Annotated in this window: 15 protein-coding genes, 1 pseudogene and 1 riboswitch; of the genes and pseudogenes, 7 read left to right on the forward strand and 9 right to left on the reverse strand. The window is 38.8% G+C overall.

Translation table 11 applies throughout. The features are described 5' to 3' along the window. Positions 1-64 precede the first annotated feature (64 nt). The 7 genes from ACJROX_RS26360 to ACJROX_RS26390 all read right to left on the reverse strand — a co-directional run bounded on the left by ACJROX_RS26360 (position 65) and on the right by ACJROX_RS26390 (position 8,936). The gene (locus ACJROX_RS26360; protein ID WP_408008163.1) at positions 65-2,116 is read right to left on the reverse strand and encodes an alpha-glucosidase; all 2,052 of its coding nucleotides are present in this window, start codon (positions 2,114-2,116) and stop codon (positions 65-67) included. A 26-nt stretch (positions 2,117-2,142) separates the two neighbouring features. After that, complete coding sequence (locus tag ACJROX_RS26365) at positions 2,143-3,912, reverse strand: solute:sodium symporter family transporter (RefSeq protein ID WP_408008164.1); 1,770 nt, start codon at positions 3,910-3,912, stop codon at positions 2,143-2,145. Between the two features lie 38 nt (positions 3,913-3,950). Continuing rightward, a complete protein-coding gene (locus ACJROX_RS26370; RefSeq protein WP_408008165.1) occupies positions 3,951-4,613 on the reverse strand; it encodes a DUF4867 family protein in 663 nt (220 codons plus the stop codon). A 307-nt stretch (positions 4,614-4,920) separates the two neighbouring features. Beyond that, a complete protein-coding gene (locus tag ACJROX_RS26375) occupies positions 4,921-5,583 on the reverse strand; it encodes a methionine ABC transporter permease (protein ID WP_408011797.1) in 663 nt (220 codons plus the stop codon). Next, positions 5,567-6,607, reverse strand: a complete 1,041-nt coding sequence (locus tag ACJROX_RS26380; protein ID WP_408008166.1) for a methionine ABC transporter ATP-binding protein — start codon at positions 6,605-6,607, stop codon at positions 5,567-5,569. The genes ACJROX_RS26375 and ACJROX_RS26380 overlap by 17 nt, the downstream gene beginning before the upstream one ends. A gap of 305 nt (positions 6,608-6,912) precedes the next feature. Continuing rightward, on the reverse strand, positions 6,913-7,749 hold the full coding sequence (locus tag ACJROX_RS26385) for a MetQ/NlpA family ABC transporter substrate-binding protein (protein ID WP_408008167.1): 837 nt from the start codon (positions 7,747-7,749) through the stop codon (positions 6,913-6,915). 77 nt (positions 7,750-7,826) lie between these two features. Then, positions 7,827-8,936 (reverse strand): iron-containing alcohol dehydrogenase family protein, encoded by a 1,110-nt coding sequence (locus ACJROX_RS26390; protein WP_408008168.1) that lies wholly within the window; start codon positions 8,934-8,936, stop codon positions 7,827-7,829. Positions 8,937-9,029: 93 nt separating this feature from the next. Next, positions 9,030-9,148, reverse strand: a riboswitch (SAM riboswitch). 218 nt (positions 9,149-9,366) lie between these two features. Between ACJROX_RS26390 and ACJROX_RS26395 the strand changes: the two genes are divergently transcribed. Both ACJROX_RS26395 and ACJROX_RS26400 read left to right on the forward strand, forming a co-directional pair. Further along, entirely contained in the window at positions 9,367-10,509 is a 1,143-nt protein-coding gene (locus tag ACJROX_RS26395; protein ID WP_408008169.1) for an alpha-hydroxy-acid oxidizing protein, read from the forward strand. 782 nt (positions 10,510-11,291) lie between these two features. After that, entirely contained in the window at positions 11,292-14,204 is a 2,913-nt protein-coding gene (locus ACJROX_RS26400) for a PAS domain S-box protein (protein WP_408008170.1), read from the forward strand. A 166-nt stretch (positions 14,205-14,370) separates the two neighbouring features. On the opposite strand, the gene ACJROX_RS26405 is transcribed toward ACJROX_RS26400, so the two are convergent. Further along, complete coding sequence (locus ACJROX_RS26405) at positions 14,371-14,694, reverse strand: RNA-guided endonuclease InsQ/TnpB family protein (protein ID WP_408008171.1); 324 nt, start codon at positions 14,692-14,694, stop codon at positions 14,371-14,373. A gap of 287 nt (positions 14,695-14,981) precedes the next feature. Here ACJROX_RS26405 and tnpB point away from each other — a divergent pair. Further along, a pseudogene (tnpB, locus tag ACJROX_RS26410) lies at positions 14,982-16,101 on the forward strand (IS200/IS605 family element RNA-guided endonuclease TnpB). 97 nt (positions 16,102-16,198) lie between these two features. On the opposite strand, the gene ACJROX_RS26415 reads toward tnpB, so the two are convergent. After that, positions 16,199-17,026, reverse strand: coding sequence for an endonuclease/exonuclease/phosphatase family protein (locus ACJROX_RS26415; RefSeq protein ID WP_408008172.1), 828 nt, complete (start codon positions 17,024-17,026; stop codon positions 16,199-16,201). A 532-nt stretch (positions 17,027-17,558) separates the two neighbouring features. On the opposite strand from ACJROX_RS26415, the gene ACJROX_RS26420 reads away from it, so the two are divergent. The 4 genes from ACJROX_RS26420 (at position 17,559) to ACJROX_RS26435 (ending at position 21,110) form a co-directional block, all read left to right on the forward strand. Further along, the gene (locus tag ACJROX_RS26420; RefSeq protein WP_408008173.1) at positions 17,559-18,284 is read left to right on the forward strand and encodes a GntR family transcriptional regulator; all 726 of its coding nucleotides are present in this window, start codon (positions 17,559-17,561) and stop codon (positions 18,282-18,284) included. 100 nt (positions 18,285-18,384) lie between these two features. Beyond that, complete coding sequence (locus ACJROX_RS26425) at positions 18,385-19,416, forward strand: PhnD/SsuA/transferrin family substrate-binding protein (protein ID WP_408008174.1); 1,032 nt, start codon at positions 18,385-18,387, stop codon at positions 19,414-19,416. 130 nt (positions 19,417-19,546) lie between these two features. Continuing rightward, positions 19,547-20,335 carry a phosphonate ABC transporter ATP-binding protein gene (phnC, locus tag ACJROX_RS26430; RefSeq protein WP_408008175.1) on the forward strand — a complete coding sequence of 263 codons (789 nt, stop codon included), beginning with the start codon at positions 19,547-19,549 and terminating at the stop codon, positions 20,333-20,335. After that, on the forward strand, positions 20,325-21,110 hold the full coding sequence (locus tag ACJROX_RS26435) for a PhnE/PtxC family ABC transporter permease (RefSeq protein WP_408008176.1): 786 nt from the start codon (positions 20,325-20,327) through the stop codon (positions 21,108-21,110). The genes phnC and ACJROX_RS26435 overlap by 11 nt, the downstream gene beginning before the upstream one ends. The last annotated feature ends 39 nt before the right edge of the window (positions 21,111-21,149 follow it).

Raw genomic sequence — 21,149 nt, forward strand, 5'->3', positions numbered from 1 at the left:
CATGGTGTTATTTCTAATATAATCATATCATAGATAATGACCTTTTAAAATAGGTAGTTATGTTTTATCTTTCAACACTTTCATTAGCGACCTTATCGAACAATTCTCTATAAGGTGATTGTTTCTTGTAAAAGACAGGCGGTTGTCCGATTGAAGCATCTACCTCAATGTCACCTCCGTGATATTCTTTTCCACTCCAGAAATGAACCCATTCATCCTCAGGAAGGTACACGTTCCAGGAGGATCTTCCTTCCTCATGTACCGGAGCGACAAGCAGGTCTGACCCTAACATATACTGATACTGAATGTCGTACGATCTAGAATCTTCTTCATACTCCATGAATAATGGTCTTTGGACAGGGATCCCTTCCTCAGCATTTTGTTTCACAAGACCCTTCATATAGGGGGCTAATGATACATAAACATTTGTCATTTTCACAAAATGCTCTAGTGTTTCATCATCTCCATCGTATTGAAAACAATCATCTGGACGGTTCCCTTCATGGGTCCTCATGACCGGTGTGAACGCAGCCATTTCCACCCAACGAAGCAATAGCTCCTTGGATCGTTTGTTGCCATGTAGACTGGTGTAACCACCTATGTCACTATGATGGATCCCACAACCTGTCATACCCGCTGATAATGCTGCAGGGATCACAGAAGCCAATCCATCATCCAGGCTCCAGTCGACACTTTGATCACCTGCCCAGAGCAATGGACAAGTTGCCTGAGTTCCGGTATATCCTGCACGCATAAAATAAACGATATCTCCCCATCTTCCCGTTTCCTTTAAAGCATCATGATTCACCTTTGCCCATAAAGCAGGCCAAGCATTATGCATGATCGTTGCAGGTTGTCCGTTGGAAAGTTTGATGTCAGTAGGCAAGTATTCACCGAAATCAGCCATCCAGCCGTCCAGGCCAAAATCAATCAAGTTTTCCTTGATTACAGACTTATACCATTCATAAGCTTTTTCATTCGTAAAATCAACGACCCCACAATAAAATTCACCAAAATCGACAAGGTAATCTCCACCGTCTTCAGCTAGCGCCAGGAACCCTTTTTGCTTAGCCTCTTCATATAAATGGCCTTCCTTCACAACATATGGGTTGATATAGCCCAAAAAGCGAATGCCCCGCTCTTTCCATTCATGGATCTTTTTATCGAGATTCGGATATTCTTCCGGATGCCATTGCCAATTCCACCTCAAACGTTTCCCGAAAGAAGTCACCCTTTTCCCTTGCCAATCCTGGCACCAAACCGCTCCTACTTTCAACCCTTTTTGAAAGGCACGTTCAAGCTTTTCTTCCACGACATCTGTACCACCTTGAATGCCTAGCCATATGCCGTTGTATGTCCAATCCGGCAGTTCAGGTTGTCGCCCTAATCGTGCTGTCATACGTTTCACAAGCTTTTTATAAGTCGATGCTCGTTCAAAAAGGATATGGGATGGGATTTCCCATATTTGTAATTCATGAAAATCGTCATGGCGGAAATCAAAATCTGCGTACGCTGTCGTTTCAACATGGCAGAAATACTTATTTGTAGAGATGAACGTCGGTTGAGGGAAATTGGTATTGTAATAGTCCCCTCCGGCTTGATCTTTTACATCAGCCTGCCATGTCGTATAGGTTTTCTTATTCCTTCCGACACCCGGCTCAGACGTCCAGAGCGGGAAGTTTTTCCCTCGCATATTAAAATGAGACAATTGTTCTCCACACCCGTAAACTTTCTCCTCTTTATCCGCATGGACTCTTATCCAAAAACGATTAAGAGATTTGTCCTTCAAATCAAAGTTTACTTTCAGAGCATCACCATCCTTAGTCAGATGAATGGACAGGATCTGTTCGTCACCACGGAAACGACGGAACGAAATTTCATATCCAACTTCGTGTTTTGTTACTTTCGCATCTCGTAGCGGAACACGTTCAACCAGGTAATCTTGAATCTTGAAGTTACCTCGATACATATCTATCGTTTCTTCTCCACGACCAACAAAGATAAACGGTCGGTTTACAAGATGTTCGAAAATCAAGCAACCATCAAGTCGCACTTCAAATCCATCGTTTTCTTTTTCAATTACGTTAAAAGATGTCTCTGATGTATTCACTGCCATAACGTTTCCCTCTCCCTTCTTGATGGTTAAGCTGTTTTATTGTTCGTAATTCGAACAGCTTCTTCATGTTTCTTTTTAAGATATCCAGCATATTTCCTATTCCAGCTCTTCAAGGCGAACGAATAACAGATTACAGTGATCATTAACAGAACGGCAACTGAAGGAAAGAACCAATTCGATACGATGCCTTCTGTGTAAGCAACACCAATTGGTGAGAATAATAGATACATACCGACGACTAAACTGATCAGAACAACCGTAACTGGCATCGTGTACTTCCAAGGAACCATATCCACTTTTGAGTTTGCTTTAAACGTAAACGGCTGTGGAAGTGGACGAATTTTGCCAAAAACCATCATAATCGCTACCTCAATGATAAACAGAATCGCTGAGATATGGATGAAGTTCATCGTGATCTCAATTCCAAAGAACTGAGTCAATCCCCAAACAAGCATATAATACGTGATGACATGAAAAATGATCGCAACTTTAGCACCAATTGCAGGGATACGTTTGGAAACGATACCGACTAACACAATAGCAATGATCGGGATGTTGAAAAATCCAGTAAATTGACGGATCAGATCCCAGAGACCTTGAGGTGCATTCATGAGCATAGGAGCAATAAAGAAAGAGACTAATGCAAGTATACTTCCGAAGTATTTACTGATCGTGATGACTTGCTTATCTGTTGCGTTTTTATTGACTCCTGCTTTATAAATGTCTAAAGCGAACATTGTGGCGGCACTGTTTAAAAGAGAGTTGAAACTAGAGAATACCGCCCCCAGTAAAACAGCAAGGAACAATCCTGACATAAACGTCGGCAATAGATTCGATACGATTGCAGGATAAGCTAAATCGATCGGATTCAACTTATCTCCGTATAAATGGAACGCAATGACACCCGGAATCATCATTAAGAATGGGACAGCAAGTTTATAGAATCCAGAGTAAAGAACACCCTTCTGCCCTTCAGCAAGGCTTTTTGCTCCTAAAGTACGTTGAATCACATATTGATTGGTTCCCCAATAGAACATATTCATGAAAATCATACCAGTAAAGATTGCACTAAAAGGGACGGAATCTGTTGAGGATCCTACAGCATTCAGCTTTTCTGCGTGCTGCGTAGTAATTGTCTTCATTCCTTCCAGCATATCGCCATTACCAAGCGCGATAAATCCTAATATCGGAACAATGAGCCCGATTACCATCAAACCAATCCCATTTAATGTATCCGATATCGCAACCGCTTTCAATCCTCCGAAAATTGCATATATGGCGCCAATAATCCCAATCACCCAAATGGTGACCCAAACAGATTGTTCGAAAGAAATACCCAAAAGCTCCGGGACATCAAATAGTTTTAGTACAGCAAGAGCTCCTGAATACAAGACAGAAGGAATCGTTACAAATACATAACCTAACATAAACAAAATAACCGTGTAACGTCTTACCCCCTCATCATAACGAGTACTTAGAAATTGAGGAAGTGTCGAGAAAGCACCGCCAAGGTACCTTGGCAATAGAATCAACGCCATGATTACAATTGCAAAAGCAGCAGTGACTTCCCAGGCCATGTTGGACAAGTTGGACCGATATGCTTGTCCATTCAATCCTATCAGCTGTTCCGCCGAAAGATTAGTCAGTAAAAGTGAGCCTGCGATGAACCCACCCGTCAACCCACGTCCGGCAAGAAAGTATCCATCTGAATCATTGACCGATCCCTTCGATTTTTGGTACGATATCCAACCTACCAATACCATGAACAGCACACAAGACAATAACGTAAACCACATATTCGTTATTCCTCCTTTTTTTATTTTAACGTTTATAGTTATTCTGGATAAATTAACGAAACATTAGGACCTTTTATTCCTACATGTGCTCCACTCGATACAAAACGCTCTGTATCGGGATGGGTAATCAACCATTTGTTACGCATGAATAATAAAGGATCTTTTCCTTGTTCTTCCTCTGAAAGCGGTGTATTGGTACCGCGTGGTAAGACGACAGCACATTTGAATCCCTCAGCTGTCACCTTACATGGAGCAAGATGAAGGGTCGTTTGATACAACTCGACAGCCGTTCCTCTCGGAACAAAAAATCCTGTAACATCCTCTACGGGAAATGACCCGTCAACCAGATCGTTCAAATGCCCGACAAGAAGGACGAAATCCGTAATGGAAACATTAATTTCACTACCTTTGTGGTATTCAAGAGCATTCAGGCATGAGTTATTACCATTACAATAGCCGATTTGAATCTCCATTCCCCCGTAATGGGTCGTTTCAAGTAATGGCTTTAAGTCTCCCTCTTCCCAAGATGGTACTGAAGGAACATATACATTACCTGTTCTAGGAATTTCGGTTTCTTCCATTAGTTGTTCCATTTTCAATACTGGGAAATCTTCTATCACTCTTCCATACTGTAAAAAGGAATGATCCCTCACATCAGCGAGATTAAGGGAAGAGTTAAGCGTTTTCAAAACATTTAGCATACTGTCCTCCATTTGGTATTGCTAGATTTTAGATTTCATTATTACCTTTACAAATTCATAGTAACCTTTTGTGATATTATATTGTAAGTGCTTTCAGTAATCAAGGGGTTTTAGGAAAATTCTTAAAATTCCTATTTTTAGAGCGCTATTCGGGAGTATAGAAGTAGGTATTTGAAATCCCTTTGAATCCATCCATGGTTAATGCGGTGTTTAGAGTTTGCTAATCGAAGATATAAGATATAAATAGGGAAGGCCTATCAGCTCCATTGTTAGGCCTTCCCTTATTAGGCTTGCATCTTATTAATATTTAATCTTTCTTCAACCGGGCTGCCAAGCGGTTTCCGCCTGATTGAAGTCCTTGGACAAGAATGATAAGCAAAATAACGGTAATATACATGACGTCCACTTCATAACGAAGATGTCCATAGCGGTAGGCAAGGTCTCCAAGTCCGCCTCCACCAACTAATCCAGCCATAGCAGATGCTCCAATTAAACCAATGGTAGCAATGGTTAAGCCAAGAATAATGGATGAACGTGATTCTCTTACAAGCACGTGCCAAATAATATGTCTTGTTTTTATTCCCATCGCCTCATAGGCCTCTAAAACTCCACGGTCTACCTCTAATAGAGCAGTTTCCATTAATCTCGCAATATATGGAGCTGTAAATACAACCAATGGAACAATTACACCTTTAACCCCGATCGATGTCCCTACAATCATTTTTGTAAAAGGAAGTATGAAGAACAGTAAAATAATAAATGGCACAGAACGTATTATATTGATGACAACGTTTAAAACTTGGTAAACATACTTGTTTTCTAAGGCTTTACCTGGTCGAGTTAGAACAAGCAGGATTCCTAACGGTAAACCAATTGCGATTGAAAATGCTAATGAAATTCCAACCATCTGGAACGTTTGGATGGTAGCTTCCCAAAGATCACTGCCCCAAAGATCAAGAAATTCGTCTATTCTTACTTTCACTAACTCTCACTCCTTCCACATGCACATGTTGTTGTTCTAAGAAGCGTAAGGCTTTTTCAATTTCATTTGCATCACCCTTTAAGTGAGTTAAAAGCTGGCCAAATGATTCTTCCTTTAAGCGGGTAATACTGCCTGATAATATGTTTGGATAAACATCAAACTTCTTACTTACTAAAGCCAAAGCAGGCTCTCCTGATGATTCTCCAAAGAAAGAAAGGGTAGCTACTTGACCTGTTTTATTTAAGTTCGAAAGGATTTCATCCGGTATTTGATGTGAGAAAAGGCTGTTAATGAATCGCTTTGTTGTTTGATGCTTTGGTGATGTGAAAATTTCTCTTGTTGTTCCATCTTCAATAACCTCTCCATTTTCCATGACGGCTACCCGGTCACAAATTCGTTGAATGACATTCATTTCATGGGTAATGAGCAGGATGGTAATCCCAAACTCTTTGTTGATTTTTAACAATAGATCCAAAATGGCTTCTGTCGTATCAGGATCCAGGGCACTTGTAGCTTCATCACTAAGAAGGACTTCCGGTTCATGTGCTAATGCACGTGCAATTGCGACTCTCTGCTTCTGTCCCCCTGAAAGCTCAGAAGGATAAGCGTGATGCTTCTCTTCAAGGCCTACAATGCTTAAGTACTTTGTAACACGTTTCTCTACTTCATCTTTGCTTAAGCCGGTAAGCTTTAATGGAAGTGCTATGTTTTCGAATACAGTCGCTGTTTTTAGTAGATTAAAACTCTGGAAAATCATCCCGATTTTTCCTCGAGCTTCACGGAGTTTTCCAGTTGATAGCTTTGTCAAATCTACATTATTTACTTTTACAGACCCTGTATCAGGCTTTTCTAAAAGGTTCACACAGCGGATAAGAGTACTTTTTCCTGCGCCGCTGTATCCAATCACACCATAGATTTCACCTTTTTTTACAGAAATAGAAACATTTTTTAATGCATGAATTGAACCTTTTTTAGCTGTAAAAGTTTTTGAGATTCCAACTAGTTCAATCATTTGTAAAACTCCCTTCTAAGCTCGTGTAATCAAAATAAATGTGTTCGAATTTAATAAGTAAAACGTTTTTTGAAAGTTAAACTTACCGGTTGAATCCCCTCCAGGCATTCGCTTTCTGCGGGCAGCCCGGTCTTCCTCGGCGCATGACGCGCCTGTGAGATCTTCCTTGACCTGCTTTTCCCGTAGGAGTTTCGTCCTTTCCACTCCAATCAACATAGTAAGCAATATTAACCATGATTAAAAGAACATTAAATTAGGCTTAATCCAGTCCATACGTCGCTAAACGGGCGCTTCCGCTTTTCTAATTACCAAGAAGAAATTACTGAGCCTTCGAATTCTTCTTCAACGAATTTTCCGATTTCTTCACTTCGGTAAATGTCTGCTAATTTTGTTAAAATTTCATCGTTCTTGTTTTCCGTTCTTACAGCGGCATGGTTTACATATGGAGAATCTTTAGGTTCGATAAAAATGGCATCTTTTGATGGTGTAAATCCAGCTTCAATAGCAAAGTTCGTATTAATTGCTGCTGCATCAAGTTCATCCAGCTGACGCGCTATTTGTGCAGAATCAAGTTCAATAAACTCATAATTATTTTTGTTTTCAACAATATCCTTTACAGTTGAGTTAATACCAGTGTCTGGATTCAACTTAAGTAATCCGGCTTTTTCAAATAGAAGCAATGCGCGTCCGCTGTTTGTCGGATCACTAGGTAATCCAATTTTTGCGCCTTCTTTTAGATCAGCAATATCTTTTACTTTTAATGAATAAATGCCCATTGGGAATGTTACAGTATCAAATGATTTCACAAGGTCTAATTTTCGGTCTTCTTTAAATGCATCGAAGTATGGCTCTGTTTGGAAAATGTTAAGATCGATTTCTTTTTCGGCTAAAGCGACATTTGGCATTACATAGTCTGTAAATACTTTGATTTCAATGTTTAAATCTTCTTTTTTAGCAAGCTCTTTAACTTTTTCAAGTATTTGTTCATGAGGTCCTGCAGTTACACCTACAACCAGCTTTTCATCACTATATAAGCCTTCTGCTTTATCCTCTTTTGAACCGCTTGTTTCACTACCTCCACCACAAGCTACGAGAGCTGAAGTCACTAAAACAAATAAACTAGCTAACAACCACTTTTTCATGTTTATTCCCCTTTTCGTAGTAAATTCATATATTTAGTCGGATTTAAATTTATTCCGTTATTTGTAATATGCAAGATTTAGTTCACTTTAGAATACGTAAGATTTTCAACTCTTTTAATGGCGGCTAACAGACCTTCTTCTGTAATTTGTACATCCATAAAATGTACCGATTCTTGTGGAAGTGTTGCTTTTTTAATAATTTTCCCTAGAAGAGCTTGATCCTCTGGATTAATGGATAAATCTTTCAAACTAATCGGAAGACCCCACTTATGGTAATAGCTTAACAGTTTGGTTAGTTCCTGCTCTTTATTTTCTAAATCTAATTGAACTAGTATTCCATATGCAACAAGCTCCCCGTGTAAGAAGGACTTCACTTCCTTTGCTTCCGTAAGGCCATTATGAACAGAATGGGCACCAGCTACTCTTCCGGCTTTTCCGCCAAAGCCTCCAACCATGCCACCTGTCATGATAATGGCTTCAATCACCCTAACCAGTTCCTCAGAAACCTTTCCTTCAGAGGCAGACTGGATTGCCCCTTCTGCATCCTTTAGCAGAACATCTCTGCATATGGTTGCAGTGAATCGTGAAACCTGAAGCCAAACAGGAAGTACATCATTTTTGTAAAATGAAGAGATCAATGCCTCAGCTTCATAAAATTTTGCCAAAGTATCGCCTATTCCTGCTCTCAAGTACTGTATTGGAGCATTTGCAATTATAGCGGGCTCAACAAGTACAAGGGTATTGGCTAAAGGGAATTCAGTATAATGTGTGAAAACTCCATTTTCGTCATAGAACACACTTAGTGGAGTCCATGCGGCACATGTAGATGCAACCGTCGGAATTAAGATCGATTTGATACCTGCTTTAACAGCGGATGCTTTAGCAATGTCTAATGCAGTTCCTCCTCCAATTCCGATGACAGCATCAGCAGAATCTACTAATAGCTGTTCTGAAATATGTTCAGCCTTTTGTAAAGTACAATGTCCTTCTACAAAAGTAATGTTTGAATCGGCCAATTCTTTGATTTTTTCGGGCAAATAAGCCTGAACAGCATTCCATGCCTTTTTCCCGCTTATAATACGAATTTTTCGAATCTTGAGCTCAAATAATAGAAATTCTATTTCTTTAAGGACCCCCTCACCGATTCGATAATGACCCGGTGCCCCTTTTATAACGGATATTGACATCATAACCCCTCCTTTCCGTCTTTATAAAATCTTTAGAAAATAAAAATGCCTCTCAAAAAGAGAGGCATAAATATACATAAAAAGTAAGTACCTCTCTCATTTTTCAAAATACACCGGGTATTTTGCAGGATTTAGCACCTGTTCATGACATAGTTACCATGAATGGTTGCCGGGCTTCACAGGGCCAGTCCCTCAGCCACTCTCAATAAGAGAATTTTTATTAAATTTTAATATATTGATAATAAACCTGTTTAAAAGGGAAGTCAATCTATTTTATACAGATTCTATCAAAGAATTGGATATGGATTTCGTGATTGACTTTAGTGGAGCAATACTGTAAATTTTAACAAGAAAATGATTAAATATTTAGAATTTGATAATTTCATATTATTTTAAAAAAGAATAAGGGCAAGGGGAGGAATGATGAAAAATGAGTACAACTACAAGTAAGGATGCTTTATTACAGAATATTAGTTCGGTTGAATCCTTTCCAATTTCCTACAAGGATTTAGAACAAGAGGCAAGAAAAAAGATGTCGGTCGGTGGATTTGGTTATGTTCGCTCAGGTGCAGGCGATGAAGAAACATTAAGAAAAAATACATCTTCTTTCTCAAAGCTTTCTAATGTTCCAAGGGTTTTAAGAGATGTTTCCAATTTAGATACGTCCGTTCAATTGTTTGGTCAGAAATATTCTTATCCAATCTTTCTTGCTCCAGTCGGAATGCTAAAGCTTGCACATGAACAAGCAGACATTGCTGCAGCCAAGGCAGCAGCCAGACACCAAGTTCCTTTTGTACAAAGTACGGTTTCCAGCTATTCGATCGAGGACGTAGCAGCGGCAACCGGTGATAGTCCAAAGTGGTTTCAGCTTTATTGGTCAAACAATGAAGAGGTTTCTTTCAATATGGTAAAAAGAGCAGAGCAAGCTGGCTATGAAGCGATTGTACTAACCGTCGATACGGTTATGATGGGCTGGCGTGAAGAAGATTTACGTAATCGCTTTTCTCCACTAAAGCTTGGTCTAGGAAAAGCAAATTATGAAACAGATCCGGTATTCCTTAGCTTTCTTGAAAATCAGGACTCTGAATCGATTATTCAGGGGATTTTGGAAAATATCCATCATCCAACCCTTAGCTGGAAACATGTTTCTGCCTTAAAAGAAAAGACTTCTTTGCCTATTTTATTAAAAGGGCTTCTTCACCCTGAAGATGCACGGCTTGCTGTGGAAAACGGAATAGATGGAATTATTGTTTCTAATCACGGTGGAAGACAATTGGATGGGGTTATTTCAGCTATTGATGCTCTCCCGCTTATTGTCGAGGAAGTGAAGGGGAAGATCCCTGTCCTTTTAGATAGCGGAATTCGCCGTGGATCGCATGTTGTAAAGGCGCTGGCCTTAGGAGCGAATGCAGTGTTTATTGGAAGACCCTTTGTTTACGGATTGGCTGTAGATGGGCAATCGGGTGTGGAAAAGGTATTAGAGAACATCATTGAAGAAACAAAGGTTTCCATATCCTTGGCAGGTGTTTCAAATGTAAAAGAACTTTCATCGTTAAAAACTATTTCTGTGTAAAACACAAACAAAGGTGAGGAATGGAGAATTTCCTTAATATCTGGTCTTTCTTTATATACAGTCTAGTCTCATGATTGGTGTTTCCATTGAAGGACGTTTCCTCGTTTCATCAATGTTTTAACATAGAACTAGATCATCTTCACCTAGTTCTCCTATAGACGAACCACTTGCGGAAATAAATTGATTTTTGCACTGATGTTACTTGCTGTCCCCCATGCAAGCTGCTTCTCCATCATAATTCCCTGTTTTCTGCAATTGATTAATAGTTTATTTATAATTCTTCATCTGTATCACTCTCAAACTTATTTTTATTCTGTATTTTTTGGACGTAAAACATTTCTCTTGATCTTTTTTGTTGATTCTTTAAAAAGCTAGTAATACCTTCAAACATTGATTATCCTTGTTTTCAACAATCTGAAAAGCCCTTGAAGCTCCACCATAAGGATCAGCTGATTGTTTCTTTTAGTATATCGAAGCACATCATGAAAATCATTATGATTATAGGTCATGCAATCAATGATTTCTTTTTTTGGTAAGGTCCTCGTTTACGACCACCCAAATGACCGGTAGTCAATTCTCATCTTAGTTCTTCTACAGCAGGGGTTGTAAAGTATTCCCCTTAAGGTAAACTTTTCAAGTGAATATCAAAAAATGTCCCGAATTTTTCATGTCCATTAATCAAAATAAAGGATTTTCTTACCGTATTAGCGAATTACACTACAATAATTAATATTCTGAATTTACTGAATTTTCAAGCGCTAATATATATTGGGAGGGTCACTATGGTCATGAATAACTTAATTGCCTTAGATAAGTCTTCTTCCCTTAAATTAGAAAAACAAAAACTTGAACGTGAATGGGAAAAGTTTATTTCTGGTAATAATCCAGCACCCAAAATCCGTCCTTTAATGTATGATTCATGGCAAAGGTGTTTAGAAATAGGAATCAGTCCACTTCAAAGTAAAACTTCCATCAACCTCAGTGAAGAACAAGTTAAGGAATATGTGTCAACGGATCCCTTATTTCATACTTTAAAACCGGTACTTACGAAATTAAAGAATATGTATATGGATTCTGGCCATTTGATAACGTTCTCAAACCCTTCCAGCGATATCGTTTATTTAGACGGAGATTTGTCTTTAATGCTAAAGGCTGAAGATATGAATTTTGTCATCGGCTCATCTTGGGCAGAAAATAATGCAGGTACAAATGCCATTGGGACAGCAATTACCAGCGGTTCCCCGATTCAAGTATTTGCTGGAGAACACTTTTGCCAAGAGGTACAAAAGTGGACATGCTCAGCTGCTCCTATTCGTGATCCAGCTACCCAAAAGATTTTGGGAGTCATCGACTTGACTGGTCTATGGGCTGTTAACCATCCTCATTTTTTGTCAGTAGTAACTTCAGCGGCACAAGAAGTAACTTGGATGCTACGCAACCAATTAAAGTTAGAACGCTGTAAGCTATCCGAATATTACCAAAGCCAAAGTATTTCAGGGCAGTCTAAGTCATATTTAGCAGTTTTAGATCGCGGATGGAAGGTGATTAAAGCATCTCCTGTCTTATATGAACAGGGTTTGATTAATTCGAACCATTTCTTGGTCAACGCCCCTTCTCTATCATTATCCTTAGAATCAAGGACTTATTGGGAACTCGAACATCCAAAAGGAAATTGGCGTTTTACGCTAACCCCTTATATCTACGGAGGAATGCCTATCGGTGCAGTTGTTGACGTTATTCCTCCAATTATAACAAGTATTAAGGACACCTTTGCTGCAAAATATTCCTTCCCTGGTACAAAAGATAGAAAAATCCAAACTTTTAAAAGTATAAATAGCGGAGATTTAATCCCCAATTATGCTGAAAAGGAACATGTTACGGTGAGAAAATCGTTTAAATGTACAGACTTTTATAAATCCCTTTTTGATCATAATCCTGATGGTATCTATTCTTGTGATTTACAGGGAAATTTATTGGATGCCAATCCGGCTTTGGAGAGAATGATTGGATATACGGTAATAGAACTTCAAAAGATAGCACTTACCTCACTAATTATCCCGGAATATCTAGAAAATGGATTGAACTATTTGAAAAAAACAATAAAAGGAAAGCCGCAAGTATATGAGGTGGCGGTTAAGCACAAAAATGGATACCGAGTAAATTTAAATGTAAAAAGCTTTCCGATTTTTATAAACAATAAGATTGTTGGAGTTTATGGAATTGTAAAAGATATTACTAAAAATAAGCAAATGGAAGAAGATCTCCAATCAACCAAACAACAATTGGACTTATTTCTTAAGAATACAGTGGATTCCATTATAATTTTCGACTTAGAATATAAGGTCATAAAAGTGAATGAAGCTTTTGAAGAGGTATTTGGTTGGACTGAACAAGAAGTAATTGGAAGACAATTACCTATAATTCCTGATTTTTTGGTTGATAAGTGTACCTTAAACCTTCAAAAAATATTGAATAGCAAGCATGTTATGTCATTTGAAACGATTAGGCAGCGAAAAGATGGAAGTCTCATTGATGTTAGCAACTTCGTTTCCCCAATTGTCAATGCAAAGGGGAATGTAACAGCTTTCGTATCCATCTTAAGAGATATCTCAGAACATAAACGAATGGAAGAAGCATTGAAGGAAAGTGAGAAACGATTACGTACCTTAATTAATGCTATGCCTGATGTTATTGTTTTTAAAGATGGTGAAGGAGAATGGCTTGAAGCGAACGATACTGCCCTATCTTATTTTCAATTTGAGAATGTTTCTTATCGTGGTAAAAAAGATAGCGAACTGGCTACCTATAATAAACTCTTTAGAGATACTTTTTCTTGTTGTGAGAAATCAGATCAAGAAACGTGGGAAAATGGCCATGTTACCCGAAGTGAAGAAGTGATTCCCCAACCTGATGGCAAATCAATTATTTTCGAAGTTACGAAAGTTCCCATTTTTTATCCTGATGGCAGACGTAAAGGACTTGTGATAATAGGACGTGATATCACAGAACTGAAGGAAACGGAAGAATTATTAAGGAAATCGGAGAAACTTGCAGTGGTCGGCCAATTATCAGCAGGAATTGCCCACGAGATTCGAAATCCATTGACCTCTCTCAAAGGATTTCTAAGTTTGCTGCAATCTTCTATAGATAGTAGCAATGAATGGTATCTAGATGTGATGGTATCTGAAATCAATCGAATTGAATCGATTACCAATCAATTTATGACAGTAGCAAAGCCCGAGGCTAATACCATTCAACTCCAAGATTTGCAGTTGTTGATCGAACAGGTTTTAGTTGTTGTTTATCCTGAAGCAACCATGAACAATATACAAATTATCATTGAGGCAGAAGAGGATATTCCATTGATTCGATGCGAAGTGAATCAATTAAAACAAGTATTTATCAACATCTTAAAAAATGCGATTGAAGCGATGCAAAATGGAGGGAAAATAGTGGTTCAAGTAATGAAATCCGAACCCAACCTCGTTTTAATTCGTTGTATTGATCAAGGTTGTGGGATTCCAGAAGAGCGTATTCCATATCTTGGAGAACCTTTTTATAGTCTTAAAGAAAAAGGAACTGGCTTAGGACTCATGATTTGTTACAAAATCATCAAAGAGCATCAAGGAAGAATCCTAATTGAAAGTGAAATCGATAAAGGAACAACCGTGGATATCATTTTACCTATCTCATGAACATCTCGTCAATGAATTGACGAGCTTCTCGCTTCATTGAGCCGACTCGTGTCAATCTACCCACGAAGGCAAGTTCCTTGCCTGAAATAAAAGTCAAGATGCCTTTTGTATGGCACGCTTGAGAATATTTTTTGGTAGCATGTCTGTTCCTGTGTTCACTGTGACCTCAGGAACAGTCATGCTGCCTTTCACTTAGATTCTTTTTTACAATATGATCACATACTGAACACGCTTGGCTTATCCCCTTTACATCAACCAATCTGACACACTTACCAGCATATTCTGCTTTGTAAGTCGTGTACTGTATCAGTTGCTTCCATCCGATGTCAAGAATCCTTTTGTTTAGGTGAGAAGATGAATGGATCATCCCTTTCATGTTCAGGTGTTCAAAAGCAATCAAATCATACTTGTCCACCAATGCACGGGAAATTTTGTGTACCGTATCCTTCCGTTGATTCGCAATTCTCTCATTTTCTATGGGATTAGACAAATACATACGTTTTATAATCACTAAAGATTTCAAAAAATTAAGCAACCTGAGCCCCAATAAATATAGAGCTCAGGCTACTTAAAATTGCTTTTTTATTACTACCTACTTGACAGGGACAAGTCCAAAGTGAAATTTATCGTTTACTGACAGAAGACTCCCACCTCAAGGAATGTGAAGGGCGTACCCCAATGAGTAGGTGGGAGATGAATGTCGGTTGGGGTTAGGCAAAGTGGACCTCGTTGTGTTAGAATGAGAACATACATTCCCTTTAAACGAGATGATCAGCCATGTTAATCAAAAAAGCGTATAAGTTTCGGATCTATCCAAACAAAGAACAGGAAATCTTAATCGCTAAAACCATTGGTTGTTCTCGTTTTGTGTTTAATCATTTTTTAGCAAAATGGAATGATACATACAAAGAAACAGGCAAAGGATTAACTTATAACGCTTGTTCTTCTCAATTAACACAACTTAAGAAAAAATTGGTTTGGTTAAAAGAAGTTGACAGCATTGCTATACAATCCTCTCTTAAAAATCTTGCTGATTCGTATACTCGATTCTTCAAGAAACAAAACAAAGCACCACGATTTAAGTCTAAAAAGAATAATGTACAATCCTACACAACAAAGCACACGAACGGCAATATTGCGATTGTAGGCAACAAAATCAAGTTGCCTAAACTTGGCTTAGTCAGGTTTGCCAAAAGTCGTGAGGTTGAAGGTCGTATCCTGAATGTCACGGTTCGACGTCATCCAACCGGAAAATATTTTGTATCCATCCTTGTTGAAACAGAGGTTGAAGCGTTACCTAAAACCGGTTCAGCTTTAGGGATCGATGTTGGCCTCAAGGACTTTGCGATTTTGTCTGATGGAACAATACATAAGAATCACAACTATTTTCGCAAACTTGAAAAGAAATTAGCCAAAGCACAACGTACGCTTTCAAGGCGTAAAAAGGGCTCTTCCAACTGGCATAAGCAACGGATAAAGGTTGCACGACTACATGAGAAAATCACCAATGCAAGAATGGATGACTTGCATAAAATCTCGACCGGTATTGTCAAAAACCACGACATCATCGGTATAGAAGATTTACAAGTAAGGAATCTATTGAAAAACCACCATTTAGCCAAATCTATCAGTGAGGTTAGTTGGTCGAAATTCCGTATGATGCTTGAATACAAAGCGAAGTGGTATGGCAAACAAGTGGTCATTGTCGCAAAAAATTTTCCCTCTAGTCAACTATGTTCAAAGTGCGGATACAAAAACAAAGATGTTAAAAATCTCGGATTGCGTAAATGGGATTGCCCTTCTTGCGGCGAACATCACGATCGAGACATGAACGCAAGTATCAATATTCGTAATGAAGCATTACGATTAAACCGCAGGAACTGCGGGGATAGCCTAATTAAGAACCGGTGGTTGCACTGGTGCTCTTAGGAATCTCCCACTTCAAACAGACCGTAAGGTCGTTAAGTGGCGAGAGGTTCAATATAATAAGGTTCTCATCTCTCCAAAGTAATTTCTGAGGTGATTGGCAGATGATCAGATGCTTGTGTATCGATTACTCTGGCCTTACTTGTTTCCATATTTTTAGAAGTAAAGATATAGTCAATTCTTTTCGTTGGATTCGACGCAGAGTAGGTATAAGCTTCATTTTGTCCATCAAAAGCATCACTGTAATATTCGTACATCGGCTTCATTTCATCGCTTGTCGGAGTCGCGTTCAGATCTCCCATAATAACTTTTGGACCATCCGATTGACTGGATATATCGATTATCTTTTCAATCTGAAGATTTCGTTCCTCAGGAGTCAAGGCAAGGTGGGTATTATACAATTTAAGATGTATTCCTTTTACAATGATAGTGGCTTCCAATAGCCCTCGTTGTTCAGTATTTCCGATTTTTGGAAGGAAATGATTTTCAGAACCTAGAATTGGAAATCGACTTAAAATTGCTGTTCCGTATTGTCTGTTTGGTTTATCTTTTTCAGAAGATTCATAGTCAAGGTTGGCGGCGTATGTATAGAACATACCAAGACGTTCCGCTAAGAGTTTTGCTTGGTCTTGGAAATTACTTCGAGATGACCAATGTTTGTCAACTTCCTGTAAACCGATAATATCTGCATCAGATCCATCTATTACCTGTGCAATCCTCTCAAGATCTAAAACGCCATCCTCACCTTCAGCGTGATGAATATTATAGGACATCACCTGAATGTCAATTGATTCTCCCCGTGAAGATTCCTTAACTTCAGCAGAAGCACTACTTCCTAGAATAGTAAATGATACAAATAACAATACAGTAAGCAAAACAAGTGCTATTTTTTTCATATACTCTGCTCCCTTCTTTTATAGTTTCCATCCTAGTTTAATCAAAGATTATGCACCTTTCATTTAGGGAGTTTAAATATAATGTAAAAATAAAAAATATAATGCAAAAAAACATGCGAAAAACAAATGGAAAGAAACGTTTTATTTAGACCTGTGATCGCCATCAATGCTGCTTGTTTGGTATGCGATAAAAAAGTAAGTTTTAAAAAACCGGCTGCTCATCCATACCTATGGATGAAAATGACCGGCATTCCTTCCCCCGCATCCACAAAAATACAATTCCACATCGTCTTCCACATTGATATATGGCACCTCCCCTACTTTTCAATACTTTTTGTTTTAAAAGGATATGGTTCCTTCAATACATATAGTATCGCTACTTTCCATTCTCTACGGATTTTTAACCTAATCTATCAATACTTCCCGACCACTTCCTTACAAAAACTCCATCCAATATTTACACTAAGTTAACCATAGCAACTTGTTAATAAGTTAAGTTTTAATTGAAACAAGGCGAAAGGAGAGCTTCCTCATGATTAAAGTTCGAGAAGATGCACTTCAGCACCTTGAAATTGCGGAGTATTTGATCAATAGCATTCGCGATGGTGAATTTAAAGTAGATGAAAAAATTCCGTCAGAAAATACACTTTGTCGTAAGTTTCAAGCAAATCGACATATTGTCAGACAAGCGATCGCCCGAATCACAAATCTCGGCTGGGTTACACCTGTTCAGGGTAAGGGCTGTTATGTGAATCGGATCTCCCAGCCAATTCAATATGAGCTTTCATCAAAAACCCGTTTCACAGAAAACATGGATAGAAATGGGATCAAGCACAGCTGTAAATTGCTCCACTGGGAGAAAGGGCTGCCTAATGAGGATGAGCAGGAGAATTTAGAGATCTCCCATGAGGAAATGGTCTATCGACTTGAGATCCTGCGATTCATAGATGAGAAACCGATTTCGGTCACAACAACAAGCATTCCGGAAAAAGAGGTACCTGACTTGGAAAAGCACTTTAAAGCGTTTCAATCTCTTTATGCTATTTTAATAGATCATTATTATTTCAGGCCGGTACGGAACAAGTCGATTTTTCAAGCTGTTTTGCCAGGATTGAAAGACTCAGAGTTACTAGAAATACCTGAGAGTGTTCCGATCATCCAAATTGAAAGCCTGGCAAACCACCCGGGCGGATCACCGGTGGAATACAGTGTATCCCGTTTAAGAGGAGACATGAATAAATGTCTTGTGGAATTTTAAGGAGGTGTTGTATTCGGAAAGGGATTAGGAATTAGGGAGCAGCAATAAGGTTGATTGTTTTGCTTAATACTTAAAACTTATCAATTGGAGGTTTCTAACAATGAAAAAAGCATTATTGTTTATATTAGCTTTAACTCTGATTTCAGTTTTACCAGCTTGTTCTTCAGCCAGCTCATCAGGCGATTCTGAAGATGACACACTGACAATTGCATGGTATCCGAATGAATCGGGTGCTGACTTGAAAGAAGCACGTGATTCTATTGGAAAAATGATTGAAGAAGCGACTGGTAAGAAAGTAGAGCATAAAACAACAACAGACTATATCATTGCGATTGAATCACTTGCGAACGGAAATGCTGATCTAGCTTTCATGGGTGCTCAAGGATATATTGAAGCCAATACGAAAAATGATAAAGTACAACCTTTAGTCGTAGCGAGCGGTGAATCAGGAACACTTGATGACGCGATGTACCACAGCTGGCTTGCTGTCAAAAAAGGAAATGAAGATGCGTACATGGATGGTGATGAATTCACAATCGACAGCATCGTTGATAAAAAGTTCTCTTTCGTTTCAAATAGCTCCACTTCTGGTTTTAAAGTACCATCCGCTGGAATCGTTTCTTATTTCAGCAAGCAAGATGAATTCAAGGATCTTACACAAGAAGATTTACTGGAAGGCGGATCATTCTTCAGCGAAGTACTTTATGGCGGTTCCCACCAAGGATCTGCAGTCAACCTTCTGACTGACAAAGCAGACGTCGCTGCATTCTGTGACGTTTGTGTACAAAACTATGTAGAATTGTCAGATGGTACTGCAAATAAGCCTGGCGCTATGTATAAAGTAATGGAAGATGCTGCTGAACCATTCAATACTGTTCCTGGAGAAGAGTTCACCTTGATTTCCGTAACCCCTGTTTTAAATGCACCTTTTGCCGTCAACACCGAGACGGTAAGTGAAGACGACCGTAAGGTTATCTTGGACACACTTACTTCTGATGAAGTTGCCAATAATCCTGAGATTTTCGTACCTGAAGATTCTGAGAAAAGCGGTCTTTTCTTAAAATCTGCTGACGAACGTTTCGTAAAAGTAGAAGATTCTTGGTTTGACCCGATCAGAAAACTATCCAAATAATTTTATAAGAGTGTTCAAAAAGGGGCGTTCTTCTCAAAACTTTTCATAAGTTCAAATCATCCCCCTGATTTGTGGAATAAATCATATCAGCCCCTCCCTTTTGAACATTTCTTATATAAAGGAGTTAACAATGACAACGTTACTAGAATTGAAGAATGTATCAAAGCAATATGGTAGTGATACATTGGCGTTATCAAATGTTAGCTTCTCTGTAAATGAAGGAGAGTTTGTTTCCGTCATCGGTCCATCTGGGGCAGGAAAATCGACTCTCCTTCGTTGTATCAATCGAATGATCGATGCAACAAACGGAGAAATCATGTTTGATGACGTCAATGTAATGAAGTTACACAAAAAAGAATTGAGATCACTGAGAACGAAGCTTGGAATGATTTTTCAGCATTACAATCTCGTCAACCGCTTAAGTGTCATTGAAAACGTTCTTCATGGACGTTTAGGCTATAAATCGACGATTACTGGAATGCTCGGGATTTATAAAGAAGAAGAGAAAAAACAAGCCATGAAAATTTTAGAAATACTAGGATTGAAGGAACAGGCATATAAGCGTTGTGACCAGCTGAGCGGCGGTCAAAAACAACGTGTTGGCATTGCAAGAGCCCTGATCCAAAGTCCGAAAATGCTCTTATGTGATGAGCCGATCGCATCGTTGGACCCTAATGCTTCAAAGGTGATTATGGACCACCTGAAAAATATCTCTTCCTCTATGGGGATCACTGTTCTCGTCAATTTACATCAGGTGGATGTTGCATTGAAGTATTCAGATCGGGTCATTGGAGTCAGTCAAGGCCGGATCGTCTACAACGGTTCACCCAAAGATATTACCAAGGAAGAGATACGCACTATTTATGGCTCAGAAGCAAGTGATCTTAATATCAATTTAGGAGGAAAAAATGCAGGGTGATTTTTTCGTCAAGAAAAGAAGAAACTCATTCATCGTCCTAGCTTTGCTCCTCTGCATCACATATGGAGCAATGATTATCACACAATACGATGCAGCGAAAGGGTTTTTATCGATACCGAAGGCAATTAGTTGGGGCATCTCCAATTTTTATCCTGATGTACAATCATTGGACAAGCTTCCTAAAATTTGGGAAAAACTCCAGGAAACGCTTCTCATTTCTGTTGCATCGGCAACTATTGCAACTATATTCGCTTTCCTCTTTGCAATATTCGGCTCTGAGACGACCAAAGTCAATCCTTTTTTCAGCGTCGTTTGTAGATTTATGGCAACATTATTCCGTAACATTGACGTAGCTGCATGGGCGATGATCTTATTGTTTTCCTTTGGCCAGAGTGCCCTTACAGGCTATTTTGCCCTTTTCTTTGTTTCGTTCGGCTTTTTGACACGTGCCTTCGTTGAAACGATCGATGAAGTAGGAAGCAGTTCTGTCGAGGCATTAAAAGCTACTGGTGCAAGTTATTTTTCAATTGTAGCGCATGCTGTCATTCCATCCAGCATTCCGCAAATGATCAGCTGGGTGCTGTTCATGATTGAAACGAACATTCGAAGTGCAACGCTTGTAGGGATTTTGACAGGTACTGGTATCGGTTTTTCATTTAATTTGTATTATAAAAGCTTGGACTATAATGCCGCTAGTCTGGTCGTCGTTACAATCGTCGTTTCCATTTTGATCATTGAATACATTTCAAACTATATTAGAAGGGTGATTTTATAGTGGGAGTTGATGGATCAACAAAATCGGTATCTACGAAGG

The organism is Pseudalkalibacillus sp. A8, assembly GCF_045920555.1.
In the GTDB taxonomy this organism is placed as follows: domain Bacteria; phylum Bacillota; class Bacilli; order Bacillales; family Fictibacillaceae; genus Pseudalkalibacillus.

Coding starts and splice junctions, on each gene's coding strand:
- ACJROX_RS26360 (WP_408008163.1), bottom strand. CDS start 2,116: ATGGCAGTGAATACATCAGAGACATCTTTTAACGTAATTGAAAAAGAA.
- ACJROX_RS26365 (WP_408008164.1), bottom strand. CDS start 3,912: ATGTGGTTTACGTTATTGTCTTGTGTGCTGTTCATGGTATTGGTAGGT.
- ACJROX_RS26370 (WP_408008165.1), bottom strand. CDS start 4,613: ATGCTAAATGTTTTGAAAACGCTTAACTCTTCCCTTAATCTCGCTGAT.
- ACJROX_RS26380 (WP_408008166.1), bottom strand. CDS start 6,607: ATGATTGAACTAGTTGGAATCTCAAAAACTTTTACAGCTAAAAAAGGT.
- ACJROX_RS26385 (WP_408008167.1), bottom strand. CDS start 7,749: ATGAAAAAGTGGTTGTTAGCTAGTTTATTTGTTTTAGTGACTTCAGCT.
- ACJROX_RS26390 (WP_408008168.1), bottom strand. CDS start 8,936: ATGTCAATATCCGTTATAAAAGGGGCACCGGGTCATTATCGAATCGGT.
- ACJROX_RS26395 (WP_408008169.1), top strand. CDS start 9,367: ATGAGTACAACTACAAGTAAGGATGCTTTATTACAGAATATTAGTTCG.
- ACJROX_RS26400 (WP_408008170.1), top strand. CDS start 11,292: ATGGTCATGAATAACTTAATTGCCTTAGATAAGTCTTCTTCCCTTAAA.
- ACJROX_RS26415 (WP_408008172.1), bottom strand. CDS start 17,026: ATGAAAAAAATAGCACTTGTTTTGCTTACTGTATTGTTATTTGTATCA.
- ACJROX_RS26420 (WP_408008173.1), top strand. CDS start 17,559: ATGATTAAAGTTCGAGAAGATGCACTTCAGCACCTTGAAATTGCGGAG.
- ACJROX_RS26425 (WP_408008174.1), top strand. CDS start 18,385: ATGAAAAAAGCATTATTGTTTATATTAGCTTTAACTCTGATTTCAGTT.
- phnC (WP_408008175.1), top strand. CDS start 19,547: ATGACAACGTTACTAGAATTGAAGAATGTATCAAAGCAATATGGTAGT.
- ACJROX_RS26435 (WP_408008176.1), top strand. CDS start 20,325: ATGCAGGGTGATTTTTTCGTCAAGAAAAGAAGAAACTCATTCATCGTC.